16 protein-coding genes are annotated in these 17,176 nt (G+C 40.9%); 1 reads left to right on the forward strand and 15 read right to left on the reverse strand.

Features of this window, described 5'->3' with window-relative positions; genetic code table 11:
* The first annotated feature begins 125 nt into the window (after positions 1-125).
* Positions 126-2,342, forward strand: a complete 2,217-nt coding sequence (locus ABFU83_RS09610; protein ID WP_347065496.1) for an FUSC family membrane protein — start codon at positions 126-128, stop codon at positions 2,340-2,342.
* A 106-nt stretch (positions 2,343-2,448) separates the two neighbouring features.
* On the opposite strand, the gene ABFU83_RS09615 is transcribed toward ABFU83_RS09610, so the two are convergent.
* The 15 genes from ABFU83_RS09615 to ABFU83_RS09685 form a co-directional block, all read right to left on the reverse strand.
* Entirely contained in the window at positions 2,449-3,945 is a 1,497-nt protein-coding gene (locus ABFU83_RS09615) for a malate:quinone oxidoreductase (RefSeq protein WP_347065498.1), read from the reverse strand.
* Positions 3,946-4,051: 106 nt separating this feature from the next.
* Complete coding sequence (gene ruvX, locus ABFU83_RS09620) at positions 4,052-4,468, reverse strand: Holliday junction resolvase RuvX (protein WP_347065500.1); 417 nt, start codon at positions 4,466-4,468, stop codon at positions 4,052-4,054.
* Positions 4,469-4,477: 9 nt separating this feature from the next.
* Positions 4,478-5,221: a class I SAM-dependent methyltransferase gene (locus tag ABFU83_RS09625; protein WP_347065501.1), complete on the reverse strand. Its 744-nt coding sequence runs from the start codon at positions 5,219-5,221 to the stop codon at positions 4,478-4,480.
* 106 nt (positions 5,222-5,327) lie between these two features.
* Positions 5,328-5,654, reverse strand: a complete 327-nt coding sequence (locus ABFU83_RS09630; protein WP_347065503.1) for a multidrug efflux SMR transporter — start codon at positions 5,652-5,654, stop codon at positions 5,328-5,330.
* A 69-nt stretch (positions 5,655-5,723) separates the two neighbouring features.
* A complete protein-coding gene (locus tag ABFU83_RS09635; RefSeq protein ID WP_347065505.1) occupies positions 5,724-6,287 on the reverse strand; it encodes a Crp/Fnr family transcriptional regulator in 564 nt (187 codons plus the stop codon).
* A 3-nt stretch (positions 6,288-6,290) separates the two neighbouring features.
* Entirely contained in the window at positions 6,291-6,731 is a 441-nt protein-coding gene (locus ABFU83_RS09640) for a hypothetical protein (protein ID WP_347065507.1), read from the reverse strand.
* Between the two features lie 86 nt (positions 6,732-6,817).
* Positions 6,818-7,996 (reverse strand): AIR synthase related protein, encoded by a 1,179-nt coding sequence (locus ABFU83_RS09645; RefSeq protein ID WP_347065509.1) that lies wholly within the window; start codon positions 7,994-7,996, stop codon positions 6,818-6,820.
* Between the two features lie 81 nt (positions 7,997-8,077).
* On the reverse strand, positions 8,078-8,905 hold the full coding sequence (locus ABFU83_RS09650) for an OmpA family protein (RefSeq protein WP_347065511.1): 828 nt from the start codon (positions 8,903-8,905) through the stop codon (positions 8,078-8,080).
* 137 nt (positions 8,906-9,042) lie between these two features.
* The gene (locus ABFU83_RS09655) at positions 9,043-10,530 is read right to left on the reverse strand and encodes a carboxypeptidase regulatory-like domain-containing protein (RefSeq protein WP_347065513.1); all 1,488 of its coding nucleotides are present in this window, start codon (positions 10,528-10,530) and stop codon (positions 9,043-9,045) included.
* A gap of 11 nt (positions 10,531-10,541) precedes the next feature.
* Entirely contained in the window at positions 10,542-11,978 is a 1,437-nt protein-coding gene (locus tag ABFU83_RS09660) for a CsgG/HfaB family protein (protein WP_347065514.1), read from the reverse strand.
* A 1-nt stretch (position 11,979) separates the two neighbouring features.
* Positions 11,980-12,432: a curli production assembly/transport component CsgF gene (locus ABFU83_RS09665; RefSeq protein ID WP_347065515.1), complete on the reverse strand. Its 453-nt coding sequence runs from the start codon at positions 12,430-12,432 to the stop codon at positions 11,980-11,982.
* A gap of 16 nt (positions 12,433-12,448) precedes the next feature.
* Positions 12,449-13,165 (reverse strand): curli-like amyloid fiber formation chaperone CsgH, encoded by a 717-nt coding sequence (csgH, locus tag ABFU83_RS09670; RefSeq protein WP_347065517.1) that lies wholly within the window; start codon positions 13,163-13,165, stop codon positions 12,449-12,451.
* Between the two features lie 9 nt (positions 13,166-13,174).
* Positions 13,175-13,657 carry a hypothetical protein gene (locus ABFU83_RS09675; RefSeq protein WP_347065519.1) on the reverse strand — a complete coding sequence of 161 codons (483 nt, stop codon included), beginning with the start codon at positions 13,655-13,657 and terminating at the stop codon, positions 13,175-13,177.
* Between the two features lie 66 nt (positions 13,658-13,723).
* Positions 13,724-14,542, reverse strand: a complete 819-nt coding sequence (locus tag ABFU83_RS09680; RefSeq protein ID WP_347065520.1) for a hypothetical protein — start codon at positions 14,540-14,542, stop codon at positions 13,724-13,726.
* 306 nt (positions 14,543-14,848) lie between these two features.
* The gene (locus ABFU83_RS09685) at positions 14,849-17,038 is read right to left on the reverse strand and encodes a glutamine synthetase III (protein ID WP_347065521.1); all 2,190 of its coding nucleotides are present in this window, start codon (positions 17,036-17,038) and stop codon (positions 14,849-14,851) included.
* Positions 17,039-17,176 lie beyond the last annotated feature (138 nt).

The following is a 17,176-nucleotide window of genomic DNA, read 5'->3' on the forward strand; positions in this document are numbered from 1 at the left end:
AATTTTTACAGATTCCGATACCGATTCCCCGGATTTGACTTTTTTAAACATTTTTATGCAAAATCATTCTTAATTTTATGCTTACTTTTTTTACATTTTCTACCTTTGCTTTTAACACTGTGACAATGCTATATCAAATTAGAAAATTCATCGACAGTACCAACTTCACGAATGCTTTTAAAGTTACCCTTGCCGCTGTAATTCCATTTATAGTTTTTGCCCAACTGGATTATTCCAGTATTGGTTTTACCGTCGCTTTGGGAACAATTATGGCGTTTCCAAGTGATATTCACGGAAATCTGAAACACAAAATTAACGGCTTGCTGGTAGCGGTTTTCCTCGGTGCCGGTTGTACCTTATTGATTAGCGCGTGTAGCCAGAATCCCTGGGTTTTATATCCGGTGATGGGGATTACGCTGTTTTTCCTTTCGATGTTGTCGGCCTATGGGCAACGGGCAAATCTGGTGGCTTTTTCAGGACTTATCGCTATTGCACTGGCTTTTAGTCACGATTATAAAGGATGGGACTTGATCATGCATAGTGTATGGATTGCCGTTGGGGGTCTTTTTTATATTCTGATTTCACTGCTTTTCTATTTTATCCGACCGAAACGCTATGTAGAATTACTAACCGTGGATTGTATCCGACTGACTTCAAAATATCTGAAATTGAGAGGTGATCTCTGGAATATCGATGCCAATAAATCCAAAATCATCGAAAAGCAATTGCACTTACAGGTGGAAATCAATACAATTCATGAGAATCTACGCGAGTTTTTAATCCGAAACAATAGCGCGTCCAACTCGAATCATAACCGTAAGATGCTGATCGTGTTTACCACGATGGTCGACATTCTGGAACTGGCTTTATCCACAGCTTTCGATTACGATAAATTACATAAAAAGTTTGCCGACCATCAGAAAGTATTGGCAACCTATCAGAATCTGGCGTATAATCTCGCCGCCAGTCTGAAGAAAATTGCCCGAAGTATCGAAAAAGGCACCAAATATACGTCCCGACATTCGCTACTGGAAGATTTGGAGGCATTGCAAAAGGTTATTGCAGCTTACGAGCAAAACGTGGGTAAAGCCGAAGCTTATGAAGGTGTATTGATGCTTAACAATATGTTGCATTATGCCGAACGTCAGATTGAAAAAATCAAGGTATTGGAACGTGTTTTTTCCGATTCCATCAACCTTCAGGATTATAAAAACCGAAACAAGGACATTGAAAAATTCCTGACACCACAAAACTACCGTTGGAATACATTGGTCGAAAACCTGAGTTTTTCCTCTACGTTTTTCCGCCATTCCCTGCGAATGACGATCACGTTATTACTCGGTTACATCATTGGTCAGTTTTTACCGTTTCAAAATCCGTATTGGATTCTGTTAACGATTGTCGTGATCATGCGCCCGGGTTATGGGCTTACGAAACAGCGTTCCATCGAACGGATATTGGGAACGGTTTTAGGTGGTATTATCGCTTTCGGTTTTCTGTACATCACCAACAATCATACAATATTAGGCGTTTTATGTGTGATTTCGATGCTTTTGGGCTTTACGTTTTCAAATACCAATTATAAGATCGGGGCAACTTTTGTTACGATTTATGTGATTTTTATTTACGGAATATTAACTCCAAATGTAAACGAAGTAATTCAATACCGTATTCTCGATACGCTTGTAGGTGCGGTGCTATCCTTTACCGCTAGTTACCTGTTATGGCCGTCCTGGGAATTCCTGAATGTACAGACTTTTCTGGAAAAAGCGATCGCCGCCAACCGGGAATATTTACTGGAAATCAGTGCTTTTTACAATAAAAAAGGCGATGTGACTACTTCGTATAAACTGGCTCGAAAACATGCTTTTATCGAAATCGGGAACCTGATGGCTTCGTTTCAACGGATGATTCAGGAACCGAAATCCAAGCAACGTCAGAAGTCGCAGGTTTTTAAACTGGCGGTACTCAATCATACCTTATTATCGTCGCTGGCCTCGATCGGAACTTATGTGCAATCGCATAAAACCACCAAGGCTTCGGAAGCTTTTAATATCGTGGTCAATACCGTGGTTCGAAATCTTGATCAGGCGATTGCCGTATTGAATAATACGAAAAGTGATTTGCTTTCGGAAGAAGAACGCGCCAAACTGGAAGTCAGTTTTTCAGAATTAAAGAGCATACGGGCAAAAGAGCTTCATGAAGATCTGGAAAATGATGTCGATTTTAAACTAAAACTGGAAGAAGCCCAATTGGTCATCGAACAATTAATCTGGCTGACCAACCTTTCGGAAAATATTTTAAAAGCGACTATTGCACTAAAAAATAAAAATGCGGAATAACGTTTATCCATACCTGACAGGTTTTAAAAACCGTCAGGTATAAAACAAAAAAACGGCACTGTTATAACAGTGCCGTTTTTTTCATTTCTATATTTTAAACTATAATCTAGTTTTCCAACTTTAATACTTTAGCCGTATGGGCACGTAATGTATCGGCCAATTCCGGTTGATCATTCAGTAAAGTACCGTAAGAAGGAATCATTACTTTTAGTTTGGATTGCCATTCCGGAGTTGCCAACTGTTCCGGGAAACAACGTCCCAACAAATCCAACATGATCGAAACGGTAGTCGAAGCACCCGGAGAAGCGCCCAGCAATACCGCCAGTGAACCGTCGGCTGCATTCACTACTTCAGTTCCGAATTCCAAAACACCTCTTCCTTCTTTGTCTTTTTTAATTACCTGTACACGCTGACCAGCATTTTCCAATACCCAGTCTTCTTTTTTCGCATCCGGTAAATATTCTTTTAACGCTTTTAAACGGTCTTCCGAAGACTGAAATACCTGATCAATTAAATATTTTGTCAACGGAATATTTTTAATACCGGCAGAAAGCATCGGTTTGATATTGTTTAATTTGATGGATTGTGCCAAATCGAAATACGATCCTTGTTTCAGGAATTTGGTCGAAAATCCGGCATAAGGTCCGAATAACAAGGCTTTTTCACCATCGATCATACGGGTATCGATATGCGGAACCGACATTGGCGGCGCACCAACCGATGCTTTTCCGTATACTTTTGCCTGGTGTTTTTCGATGATTTCCGGGTTTACACATTTTAGCCATTGCCCGCTTACCGGGAATCCACCAAAACCGTTTCCTTCCGGAATATTCGCTTTTTCCAGTAACAATAACGATCCACCGCCCGCTCCGATAAAAACGAATTTCGCTTTTACTCTTTTCTTCTGTCCGTTGGTTTCGTCTTTTACTTTTACTTTCCAGCTTCCGTCTTCGTATTTTTTAAGGTCTTTTACCTCGTGGTTAAAGTGCATTTTTACACCATCCTGTTTTTGCAGGTGATTAAAAATACTACGGGTTAAGGCTCCAAAGTTTACATCGGTACCAATTTTCATTGAAGTAGCCGCCAGTTTTTTAGTTCCTTTACGGCCTTCCATGATCAAAGGAGCCCATTCGCGAATCCGGTTCGGGTCTTCTGTATATTCCATCCCTTTGAAAAGATGGTATTTTTGTAGTTCCTCAAATCGTTTTTTAAGGTATTTTACGTTTTTCTCACCCCAAACAAAGCTCATATGTGGTACGCTTCTGATAAAACTTTCCGGATTATCCAGTAATCCCTGTTCTACCAGATAGGCCCAGAATTGACGGGAAACTTCAAACGATTCCACGATTTTTACGGCTTTTTTGGTTTCTACGGAACCGTCTTCCAGTTCCGGTGTGTAGTTCAATTCACAAAACGCTGAGTGCCCAGTTCCGGCATTGTTCCAGGCATCCGAACTTTCGGCAGCCGCAACATCTAAACGTTCAAAGATTTCAATTTTTAAGTTTGGTTGTAGTTCTTTTAGTAGTAGTCCTAATGTTGCGCTCATTATTCCTGCTCCAATTAAGACCACATCGGCCTCAGTTTTTTGTATTGTAGTAGTCATCGCAGTATTTTAAAGTGCAAAGTTACTTTAGAAAGTTTGAAAAAACTATCACTTTTTTCCAACCTTTACAATGCAAAACGCACTTTTAGTAAATTATAGTTTTTTTCTAAATCATTTTTCGAGTTAGATAATCCCGAAGCATAATTGTTGCAGAAATCTCATCAATAAGGGCTTTATTTTGTCGTTGTTTCTTTTTTAATCCACTATCGATCATGGTCTGAAAAGCCATTTTTGATGTAAAACGTTCGTCTACACGCTCTACTTTCATGTCGGGAAAAGCCGCTTTAAACCGGGTTACAAAAGCTTCGATTATTGGCGTACTTTCCGACGGCTGACCGTTCATTTGTAAGGGTTCTCCAATCAGTACTTTTATTACGTCTTCTTTTTCAAAATATGTTTTTAAAAACGCGATTAGGTCTTCGGAAGGAACGGTTGTAAGTCCCGATGCGATAATCTGCAATTCGTCGGTTACCGCTATTCCGGTTCGCTTTTGTCCGTAATCTATGGCTACTATTCTCGGCATAACTAGTCGTTAAAGTGTTTTCTGTAATTTTCCTATCCGCAAAAGTAGTGGAAATGTTACTTTTTTATCACTTTCTTTCCAGGATGTTTTCAGTTCTTTCCGGATAAGTTCCAACGGGTCGGTTTGATTTTGCTTTTTGTAATGTTGTACCGCCGACCAGGTTCCCAAATAGCCTAACAATTGTTCGTAATCCCATTCGTAATGGTTTTCGAACGATCTGGTTTTGATTTCTTCGTACGGAAATGGAATCGTTTTATAGTTCTCGTCGATATACCGTCGTTCTTTATCCCAATAGTCACCTAAAATTTCTTTATATAGTTTTTTAATAATAACATCGGTTTTCGGGTTTGTTTTTAGCAATCCGTAACCCAATACCACAAAAATTCCATCATTTTTCAGGATTCTGTAAATCTCCTTGTTAAACGTATTAAAATCAAACCAATGTATCGCCTGCGCTACTGCAATCAGATCAAATTGTTTGTCGCCAAAATCGGTTTTTTCCGATGGCTGTACACTATAGGTAATATTCGCTATCTTTTCGGCGTTTTCAATTTGCTGTGCGCTGATATCGGTCGCATATACCTGATCAAAATATACAGCTAACTTTCCGGCCAACTGACCGTTTCCCGTTGCCATGTCTAACGCCTGTTCCGTACGTGGCGTCAACGATACCATATAGTCGATAATTTCCTGTGGATATCCTGGTCTGAAAACAGCGTATTCCGATGCTATTTTTGAAAAATTGTCTTTCATCTTTTCTTTGTTAAGCACTATAAAACCATAGTACTATACAAAGTTACTTCCAACAATGTAAAATTAAACGGAAGACGGCTTTAAATATTTCTTAAAGTTTTCGATTTTAGTGGGATACGTATTTTAACCCGATGATTGAAGCAATCAAGGTAACAATAAAGAACATTCTCCAAAAATCGGCTGGTTCTTTAAAGAAAATGATACCAACCAAAACGGTACCAACCGCACCAATTCCAGTCCACACCGCATAGGCTGTACCAATTGGTAAAGTTTGTGTTGCTTTGATCAATAACAACATACTAATGGTTAGACAGATAAAAAATCCGGAATACCACATAACGGATTCATTTCCGGTGGTTTCTTTGGCTTTTCCAAGACAAGAAGCGAATCCTACTTCAAACAGTCCGGCGATAACAATTAAAATCCAGTTCATATACTTTACTTTTAGACCGCAAAATTCTGTTTTTTTAGTCGGTTATTTTTTAACAAATGTTAAAAAAAGCTAGCGAATTTCGGCTCGAATCCGGCTTAAAGTGACCTGAGTTACACCCAAATAGGACGCTATATGTCCCAACGATACCCGATTTAATAACTCCGGATCACCTTTTATCAACTCTTCATAGCGTTCTAAAGCCGATTTAAACTGACGGGAAATGAGTCGTTCTTCCGTTTTGACCAGTTCGTATTCACTGAGTTTTCGTCCCCAATTGGCGATATGGATATCTTCTTCGTACAAGGCTTTTAATTCGGATGCTTTAATATGATACAATTCGGCATTTTCGAGCAGTTCTATTGTTTCGTATCCTGTTTTTCCAAAGATATAGCTGTTAAACGACAGTACAACCCCGCCTTCCCGACCAAACCAAAAGGTTACTTCGGTATCACTGGTATAACAGAATGCCCGCGCCATTCCTTTTTTGATAAAATAAATATCGTTTTCGATTTTATTGCTTTCAATCAGATAATGTCCTTTTGGATAGGCAACTTCCGACAATCGGCCGAGGATTTTTTGCAGGGATTTTTCCGGCAACGGATGGATGGATTGTACAATATCTGTGGCTGTCATCGCCTATTTTGATTTGAATTTCCAGTCAAATTCGTCCTTATCGTTGATAATCGCACCTACCTCAACACGGATGATTTTTCCAAATTCTGATTGCAGAATTAACCAGTTACTTTCATTGAATACGTTATCCACGGTATCGAATGTTTCGGTTTCCCAATCTTTGATTCCTTTGTCCAGAATTTCTTCCTGTACCGTTTTGGTATCCCTACCGATCAGTTTGTTTTCAAACAATTCCAATTCGGGATGCGAACCGATAATATACCCCAGTTTCATATCTTCATCTTCATAAAACGTAAGGCGCATATAATTGTCGTTATACAGGTAAATAATGTTGTTGTCATCGTCTTTATACTGACGATCCGGTTTACCATAAACCGCTTCCACATCCTTTTGTTTCATTCCGAAAACCAGTTCGGCTATTCCTGTTTTTAAATTGATTTTCATAGTCTGTTTGTTTCCTCCAAAGATATTTCTTTTAGCGGTATTCCTTATAAAAAATCCCTCATTTGAGGGATTCTTTTGGTATTTTATTAATATTCGAATTGTCCGTATTCGCTGTTTATCGTCAGCTTTTTGGTTTCGGCTGCTTCTACGCGTCCTACGATTTGTGCATCGATCGCAAAGGATTTGGAAATCGCAATAATGTCTTCGGCAATCTCGGCTGGTACATATAATTCCATACGATGACCGCAATTGAACACCTGATACATTTCTTTCCAATCGGTTTTGGATTGTTCCTGAATCAATTGAAATAAAGGCGGCACCGGGAACAGGTTATCTTTAATAATATGTAAGTTTTCTACAAAGTGTAGGATTTTGGTTTGTGCGCCACCACTACAATGAACCATTCCGTGGATTTGGGTAGCGTTATACTTTTCCAGTATTTTTTTGATCACCGGTGCGTAGGTACGCGTAGGCGATAAAACCAGTTTTCCGGCATCGATTGGTGCGTTTTCTACCGCATCCGTTAGTTTTACATTTCCGGAATACACCAACTCTTCGGGTACGGAAGCATCGAAACTTTCCGGGTATTTTTGCGCCAGATAGTTATGAAATACGTCATGACGAGCCGATGTTAGTCCGTTACTTCCCATTCCGCCGTTGTATTCGGTTTCGTAGGTTGCCTGTCCGAAAGAAGCCAAACCAACAATTACATCACCGGCTTTGATATTGGCATTATCGATCACATCGGCGCGTTTCATTCGTGCCGTTACAGTCGAATCAACAATCAGGGTACGAACCAGATCTCCTACATCGGCCGTTTCGCCTCCGGTGGAATGAATGGTTACACCAAACGATTTTAATTCGGTGATCAATTCTTCTGTTCCATTGATAATGGCCGAAATTACGTCGCCCGGAATCAGGTTTTTGTTTCGTCCGATGGTAGACGACAGCATAATGTTATCGACCGCGCCCACACATAACAGGTCGTCGATATTCATGATCAAAGCGTCTTGTGCGATGCCTTTCCAAACCGACATATCGCCGGTTTCTTTCCAGTATAAATACGCTAATGAGGACTTTGTACCGGCTCCGTCAGCATGCATGATCAAGCAATAATCGGTGTCATTGGTCAGGTAGTCGGGTACTATTTTGCAGAATGCTTTTGGGAAAAGCCCTTTGTCTATGTTTTTAATGGCGTTATGCACATCTTCTTTGGCGGCAGAAACGCCTCTTAAACTGTAACGTTTACTCGTATCAGAACTCATGTATTTTGTGTGTGTTGTTGTCCCGCAAAGATACTCTAAAATGTGGAATTTGAAAAAAATGCGGATTTGAAAATATTCCGCTTAGTTTTCTATGATTTCAATTTCCACTCTTCTGTTGGCCGCGCGCTCTTCTTCATTTTTCTCCGGTAGCGGATTGATCGGTTGCGTACTTCCGAATCCTTTAAAGGTCGCCCGGCTTTTATCGATTCCGTGTGCTTCCAAAAACATTCGGATGGCTTTGGCGCGTTTGGTCGACAAATCGGCCCGGTCGTTTGGCATACAGCAGATATGTCCCTGAATCTGGATTTTTAGTTTCGGGTTCTTTTTCATGATCTCCAGTAATTCAAACATTTTCGGTCGGGATTCGGGCAAAATAGCAAAGGTATTTTCGTAAAAATTAAGATTCTCCAGTTTTAATTTATCTCCTACAGCGGCACGTCGTACCTGCAACTCCAGTGAAGCATCCAATGGCAATCCGACTCTCTGTATTTGGGCAACCGGTTGAATCCCTAATATTTCATTTTCCCGCGACAGGTCTTTCGCCAGGATATAATGGATGGTTACTTTCCGGTTTTCGGCTTTGATTTTAGATTGTTTATGGCTTTCTCCAAAACTGCGGGTTTTAAAATCGTCCCGGGTTTTCACTTTTTCTTTTACCAGATCATAGATATAGGACACCCGTTTCTGAGCCAGTGTGTCGTTATAGGCCGTGGTTCCATCTTCGTCGGTAAAGCCATTAATGGCGACGATTTTTGACGTGGTATTTTGTTGCATCCAGCTTTCCAGTCGGAGCATTTCTTTTTTATTGAGTTCGTGTTTGTTGCTTTCGAAATAGACAACAAACGATTCCTGTGCCGACGCGCTAAACGCGGCCATAAGGAGTAGAAAAAAGGCTAAAAACGATTTCATTTCAGTAGTTTACTGTAACGAATTAACGATATTCCGGTGAATTTTAAAAGTATTCCGCTGTTTTTTCGCAAAAATAATAAAGGCGCGTCCTGAATGTTCAAGAGACACGCCTTTACCAAAAAGAAAGAGGTGGACGTTTATTTCCAGTCGGGCATCACACCATTACTAAACAGTGTTGTCCGGGAATTCGATGTTCCCATCGTATATTTTGTAATCGTTCGTGGCGACACCCCATCGTTGGACGTACTCACAAAGATCAGCTCCGCTTCGTTTGGCGAAAAGCGAACATCCAGATCGTTGTATCCGGCCGGACGTTGCACCGCGACTTCGGTGGTTGCATTAGTTGTAAAATCATACATAAATATTCTGTTGTCCAATTGACGGTAATCGCTGCTTTGGTAGCCGGAAACGTCTCTGGTAAATACCAGTTTGGTATTATTTACCGACAAATGTAAGCCTCCGGCGGCACCATTAACACCGGATAACACATTTGCAACGACATTTCCGGACATATCAATCACATAAATCTCAACATTATAACCACTAAGATCATTCACTTTTAAGGCAATGAGATTGCCGTCGTAACTCCAGTCGCATTCCGATATAAATTTCCCGGTTGGCGTTTGGTATAATTGGATTAAACCACTTCCATCGGCATTGATCCGGTATAATTTATCGAAATTGGAATAAATCAGCTGACTACCATTGGCGCGCCAGCAGTAATTATAATAATCCAGATTAAATCCAGCCACCGGAACATTGCTCGTTACTTTAAATTCGCTGGAACCGTCGGGTTTCATCGTATAGATGTGCCCTTGTCCGCCGGTGGTTCTTATAAAGGCAATTTTGTTGGCCTGCGTATTTTTGCGTGGTCGGAAACTATTGGTCGCATCCGAGGTGATTTGCAATTCATTTCCGGAATCATCGGCTGTAAAAATCACATTGTTATCACCTGCTTTCCGTACAAAAAGGTAACGGGCATTCGGAAACATCAGCGTTCGGAATGAACTCGTCAGACTATTGACATCCGTATTAATGCCGTCGTTCGCTGTAACCTGCCAATAATATTTGGTGCTATAATTCAGGTTCGTCAGCGTAAAGCTGGTCGTGGTAATATTATCATACGTCACTACATTGTTACTGGTGTCGTTTCGTAGCGTAACCTTATAGGTAAGCGCATCGTCTTCCGGATCGGTACAGGTCCACTTAAGAGTAACTTCCAACGATTGATCCAAGGCATTATCGGTTGGCGTGGTCAAAACCGGAACTGTTGGCGGCAAATTGTTTTCCTGTTGTTTCACCAGTTCAAAGACCATTTCGGTGGTTCCGCCGGTGTTAACGTGTACAGCTTCGAATTTGGCGATATAGCCATCTTTTCGGGCTTCAAACGAATAATCGCCTTCATTGACCTGTGTCACGGTATAATACCCCAACGAATCGGTAAAAACCGTACTGGTACTCGGACTGGACGATACCCTGGCATTGGCAATGGGCGTATAGGTTTCCGATTCGACCACTCTTCCCTTAACGATTCCCTGGCCTTTTTCAATAAATTCTTCCTGACTGCAAGACCATGCGATACCAAAAAGCGTTAACAACAGTCCTATTCTGATTAGTATTTTCATATCCCTTTCTTTTAGTTTTCCGGAAAACCGTTGGTATAACCTGTAGCACGTTTACTTTCTTCTACATGTTTTTTCATTGCTTTATTGGGATACTTTTGTTTTGGAAAATAATAGGTAATTCCGGCTCCAAAACGCCAATAATAATCGTCTCTTTTTCCCATCACCAGATAATCGACTTTATCCGAAAAGGTAATATTATTTTCACCGTAAAGTTTTATGCCGAAATTATCCGTCAGCAGATATTCCACGCCCAAACCAAACTGTATTTTCGTATGCAAATTTTCATAGGCGCTGTTAATTCCCAATCCGCCGCCACCGTAGATATAAGGCGTACACCGATCGTAGGGCAAAACCAGTAATTCAAAATTCAAATCGCCAATGAGATAGCCCACATCGAGGTAATTTTTATTTCCAAACCACGACGGACTTAACGAAGCGGTCATGTTAAAATTCGGCCAGAAAAAATATTTTAATCCACCGCGGATCATCGGTTTTAATTCGGCGTTCGGATAATCGCCGTTGATCAAAGTTGTTCCGCCTCCGATTTCAATACCATAACGTGCCCGGCGTTCGGTGAAATGCCGACCGTATAATCCGGAGACATCGGCATCCTGTTTTTCCGCATCATAATTGTTAATCAATTCTGTTAACTTCGCAATGGGTGCTTTGGCTTCCCAGATATTATCGCGGATTCCTTCAATAATAAGCCCTTCCACTCCTTTTTCGATAGCCTCAGTAATCGCCATCTGAATGGGTTCGTTTTTTGTAAATCCGGTTTCCACCTCCAACAATCGTTTAAAATCGACATAGCGAAACAGGCTCGCATCAACCGATTGCGACAAGATGGTTTTCGAAACATAAATCGTTTTGAGTATTTTCCCGTTTGATGTCGACACCAGACGCAGGTAAATGGTAATCCGATCCTGTTTGTAACGGGCCGATCCGCCTGCGCCAAAATAACGCGCGCCATACCCACCGGTAATAATATTTGAATCGTATGAAATCACGCCACCTTCCAATAATACACCGGCATACAGCAAAGGTGCCAATTGCATTTCGGGCGCATTCTGATCTTTGTTGTATTCCTGTCGGGTAGAACGGATAATATTGCGTTCGTTCATCAGGTTTGCCAGGTTTTCCCTTTCAATGGGCGTAAACCATTTGGAATCTTCCAATGCTTTTATCAGGATAGAGGTCGCACCCTGCGTAACAGCCGTACTAAAGGTACTTCCGGTTTCAGTGGGTTTGTATTGTCCGGTCTGGTCTCTGAATTTATAGACTCCGATCACTACCGGTTCCTTGGGAGGCGGTAGTGCTTTTAAGGCACTGGTCGACGGGGTGGGCTCTCCGATGGCGGCTTTTTCAACGCCTACCGGTTGGTTAAAATAGGCGCCGCAACCCGATAAGGTTAGTACCAGTAATAACGAAAGTAATGGTGCTCTTTTCATATTAATTTCCTGGAATGATGACTTGTGTTTGTTCGCCGGTTGTGATATCGAGTATGTTTACGACGACACCGAGATTGGACGGGTAAATTTCGACCGACAGGCTTCCAAAAACATAGGTTCCCTGCTGAAGTCCACCGGTTCCGGTACCCGTTCCTGTACCGGTACCTGCTGTTGTGGTACCATCGCCGTATTGTTGCTGAAACAACGATCGCGATATGTAGTTTAACAATTGGTTGTTTAAATTTTCTTTGAATCGTTCCAATTCTGTCTGCGGTTTGTACAAATCGCTGGTCGGTTCTTTAAACTTATTCTGCGAATCGGCAGAATTGAGTAACCACTGGTAATTAAATGTGTCGCCTCCAAAGGCCGGATTTATCGGTTTGTAAACCAGATCCTGAGCCATTGCATACACTCCGGAAAGCGTCATCATCACTAAAAAAACGATTGTTTTCATAAGGCAAAAGCTAGCATTAATACTGTGTTATATAGTTTTTTTGTTTTTCGACGTCCTGAAAATATTTGATCAATTTTGCGATGGAATCCTCAGCCATATAGAGCAGAAAATCCTCATCGGGTCGCGAAACAAATTCGTTTATCAAATCATTATCAATGACCACCCGGATTCGGGTAGTACGACCAAAACTGAGCTCTTCTTCTATTTTTACGATTTTACGGGCATTGAGTTTTTTTTCCTGATATTTACCGTAGAAATAGTCGTAGAATTCCTTTCCGAACTTGGTCTTGGTTTCGTCCGATACAATTCCTATTAGTTCGAGCCCGTCGGCAGGTTGTTCGGCTTTGTCGGTTTCCCCTACCACAATTCGGTCTTTTCCGATAATTTTATCGTCTTCGTCGTAAATGAGTAACAACAGAATGGTTTCGTCTTCTTTGGAAATGTTCACCTGGGTTTTGGACAGTACTTTTTTTTCGTTGGGCGCCAGTGTAAACCGGCCGTCCTGCGAGTTGTTTGAAAGGTTTTTACTTCTTTTGTTTTTTTTGATGACCGTTAGTTTGTAACGTAAACTTTTATGCACTTCCGTTACATTTTCGGCCGTTCCGGTAACCGACAGCATGTTTTCGATTTCTGTCGTTTCAATTTTGGCTTTAACCTCTTTGTTCATAATCTGAGTATATCCGGAAAATGAAAAGGCAAACAGTAGTACTAAAAGCAGGTAGATTGGTTTCATGATGCACTGTTATCGGTTTATGATCAGTAGGGATCCGGAATTCCCTCTTTGGATGATTTTCATGGCATCGGATATCGAATTCGATCCGTAACTGGTATAATTCAAATTGTTTCCGTACTGGAGTATCTGATTGTTGCTCGCGCTATACGGATTGGCGGAAAAGTCATTGATATTGTTGTTGTTTCCTTTCTGAATCAATGACTGATTGATCTCCCTGGCACTTTTATACAGCTCCAGGTTATTTTGATTTCCCAACTGCTTGACATCGATGTTCGCTTGTTGGGCTTTAACGGCTATGTTGCTATAATTCTGATAACCTATCTGTTGAATCGTAACCGTGTTATTTCCCGAAAAGTTTTTTTCTTTTTGTGCCTTTTGCACGGCTTCCTGCTGTTGTTGCAGTCCGAATTGTTTAAAATCCTGTTCGTTCTGTGCCTGAAGGTTACAGGAAAACAAAACCAGTAGCAATCCGTATGTTACCGTCCTTTTCATGGCATTGCTATTTAGGAGGAAAAAGGAGAGATCGCGCTATCGTTACCTCTCCTCTTTTCTATGGGATTAATTTGATTGGTTTACTAAAGATACGTTAGCAATACCAGCCTGATTTACAAAACTCATTTGTCCTAAACCGGTTTGGTTGGTCCAGGCAAAGTTTAACGCACCATCCTGATTGATCAAAGAAAGGTTGGCGTCGCCGGCCTGAGTTGTAATTGCGGTATTATAGAATCCGTCCTGAGTGTGAACCGCCATGTTATCTTCACCTAACTGGAATTGGTAGGATTGGTTACCGGTTCCGGTTTGGAAAGCCATCGCAGTGTTGTCTTCACCCACTTGCATTTGCATGGAATAGTTACCGGTTCCAGCTTGTACTGCCAAAGCGGTGTTATCGTCTCCAAACTGAGTCTGATCGGCTACGTTGGCAGTACCCACCTGAATCACAGCTGCGTCGTTTCCGGCTCCTACCTGTAATACATTGGCATCATTAAGCGTTCCTACTTGTAGTACGGAAGCATCGTTTCCAATTCCGATTTGTTGGATATCGGAACTGTTGGCAATACCGATCTGTGTTACGCTGGCATCGTTAAAAGCGCCCAACTGATAAACGGATGATTGGTTAAAAATCCCCCATTGTGCTACACTGGCATCATTTCCCCATCCTACCTGATCGACATCAGAACCATTTAAAATTCCCAATTGATCCACATCAGAATTATTGAAAAATCCTAGCTGATCAACATCGGAAATATTTAAAAATCCTGCCTGGTTTACATTCGACATGTTCCCAATTCCGGTCTGGCTTACAGTACTTAAATTAAATTGGGCAAATGCCCCTGCGGTTAACAGCATCGCGGAGATGCCAAAAATCACTTTTTTCATAATAAAAATATTTAATTGGTTAAAATTTCATTTCTATTATGAGGAAGCAATACGATTCGTGGGTATCCTTTATGTCGGTTGCGACATGGTGGAAATGTTGTTTTGAAAGTCCGGAAAATTGTGGTTATTTTCCTTTTCAAAGATAGCCATTTTATATTTTGCTAAAAGACAGCCATCTGACTTTATTTGCAAAAACACCCGATTTTCTATAAGATGAATAAAAAATCAGATGAAAAGCATTGTTTTTTAACAAAATAAGCCTCCGTTTCCGGAGGCTTATTTTTAGTATTATATTGATTTCTAACCTTATTTGGTGAAAAGCAACTCCCTATATTTGGTTAGCGTCCAAATCTCATTGTCTACTAAAAGTTCTAGTTTGTCACTGTGATAACGAATTACATCAAAGTATGGTTTTACTTTTTCGCAATAGGCCTCTGCCTGTTTTTCTATTTCCAACAGTTCGTTGGCATTTTTACGCTCTTCGGTCATTTCTTCCACTTTGGCATTGATGGCTGCAATGTGCTCTGAAATTTCTTTGATCAAACCAATTTGCTCGCGTCCGATAGTTTCAAATTCTTTTCCGAAAATCTCTTTTAATCCTTTTACGTTTTCGATTAAAGTGTTCTGATAACGGATTGCTGTAGGGATTACGTGGTTACGGGCAATATCACCTAAAACACGTCCTTCGATCTGGATCTTTTTTACATATTCTTCCAATTCGATTTCATAACGGGCTTCCATTTCCACATGATTCATAACGCCCATCTCTTCAAACAATGCCAATGCCTGTTTCGACACTTTCGCTTTTAAGGCTTTTGGAGTGGTTTTATGATTGCTTAATCCTCTTTTGGCTGCTTCCTGTTCCCAGGCTTCGCTATATCCGTCGCCTTCGAAAAGGATTTTTTTGAATTGTTTGATGTACTCTCTCAATACGTTGAAGATCGCATCATCTTTTTTCATGTCTTTATTTTCGATCAGGTTGTCCACCTCGATTTTAAAGTCTTTTAACTGTTTGGCTACGATGGTGTTTAAAATCGTCATCGAGTTGGCACAGTTTGCCGATGATCCTACCGCACGGAATTCAAATTTGTTTCCGGTAAACGCAAACGGTGACGTTCTGTTTCGGTCGGTATTATCCAAAAATACATCCGGTAATTTTCCAACTACGTTTAATTTAAGATCGGTTTTTTCTTCCGGTGATAGTTTCCCTTTCGAAACACCTTCCAGTTCTTCCAATACTTTTGTTAATTGCTGACCAATGAATACCGAAATAATAGCCGGTGGCGCTTCATTCGCACCTAAACGATGATCATTACTTGCAGAAGCAATGGAAGCCCGTACCAATTCTTCATTATTATAAACTGCTTTGATGGTATTGATAAAGAAGGTCAGGAATTGCAAATTACTCATTGGCGTTTTGCTCGGACTTAACAGGTTCACACCGGTATCGGTTGCCAAAGACCAGTTGTTGTGTTTTCCGGATCCGTTTACACCTTTAAATGGTTTTTCGTGGAATAGCACTTTAAAATAATGACGCTCCGCTACTTTTTGCATCACATCCATCAATAAGGAGTTATGATCAACCGCTAAATTGGTTTCCTCAAAAATTGGCGCCAACTCAAACTGATTCGGTGCTACCTCGTTGTGACGTGTTTTTACCGGGATTCCCAATAACATACATTCGTTTTCCAAATCCCTCATATAGTTTAATACACGGGTTGGTATCGATCCGAAGTAATGGTCTTCCAATTGTTGCCCTTTGGCCGATGTATGGCCTAATAAGGTTCTTCCGGTTGCCAGAATGTCGGGTCTTGAAGCCGCCAAAGCACTGTCAACCAAAAAATATTCCTGTTCCCAACCCAAGGTTGGCGTTACTTTTTTAACGTTTTTATCGAAATAACGCGCCACATCGGTAGCCGCCTGATCAATAGCATGTAAGGCCCGTAATAAAGGTGTCTTATAATCCAGCGCTTCTCCGGTATACGAAATAAATACGGTTGGAATACATAGCGTTGTTCCAAAGATAAAAGCCGGTGATGTTGGATCCCAGGCGGTATATCCTCTGGCTTCAAAAGTATTTCGGATTCCTCCGTTCGGGAAACTGGACGCATCCGGTTCCTGTTGTACCAACTGGCTTCCTCCGAATTTTTCTACCGGGTCGCTTCCGTCAAATGACGTTTCGAAAAAAGCATCGTGCTTTTCGGCGGTCGTTCCTGTTAACGGCTGAAACCAGTGTGTGTAGTGTGTTACTCCTTTAGATAACGCCCACTCTTTCATTCCCAATGCGATATAATCGGCCAGTCTTCTGTCAATTTTTGTTCCGTGCTGAACTGCATTTTTTACCGCCTGATACGCTTCGCTGGTCAGAAACTGACGCATCGCTTTATCATTAAATACATTACTTCCAAAAATCAGTGATTTTTTATCCAGTTCTTCTACCGCTACCGGTTTTCTACTGCTGGCCTCTTTTAGAGCCTGAAAACGAAATGTTGACATAAAAGTTGTGTTGTTTATTTGTATCCGTTGTTTGACCCTGCAAATTTATATTATTTTTTAATCCAAAAACAAAATACCCCCTATTTTTTTAGGGTACAAAACAAAAAAAATATATTTTAAAACACAAACACCCCTAAA

Origin of the sequence: Flavobacterium sp. WV_118_3 (assembly GCF_039778605.1) — a bacterium.
Taxonomy (GTDB): domain Bacteria; phylum Bacteroidota; class Bacteroidia; order Flavobacteriales; family Flavobacteriaceae; genus Flavobacterium.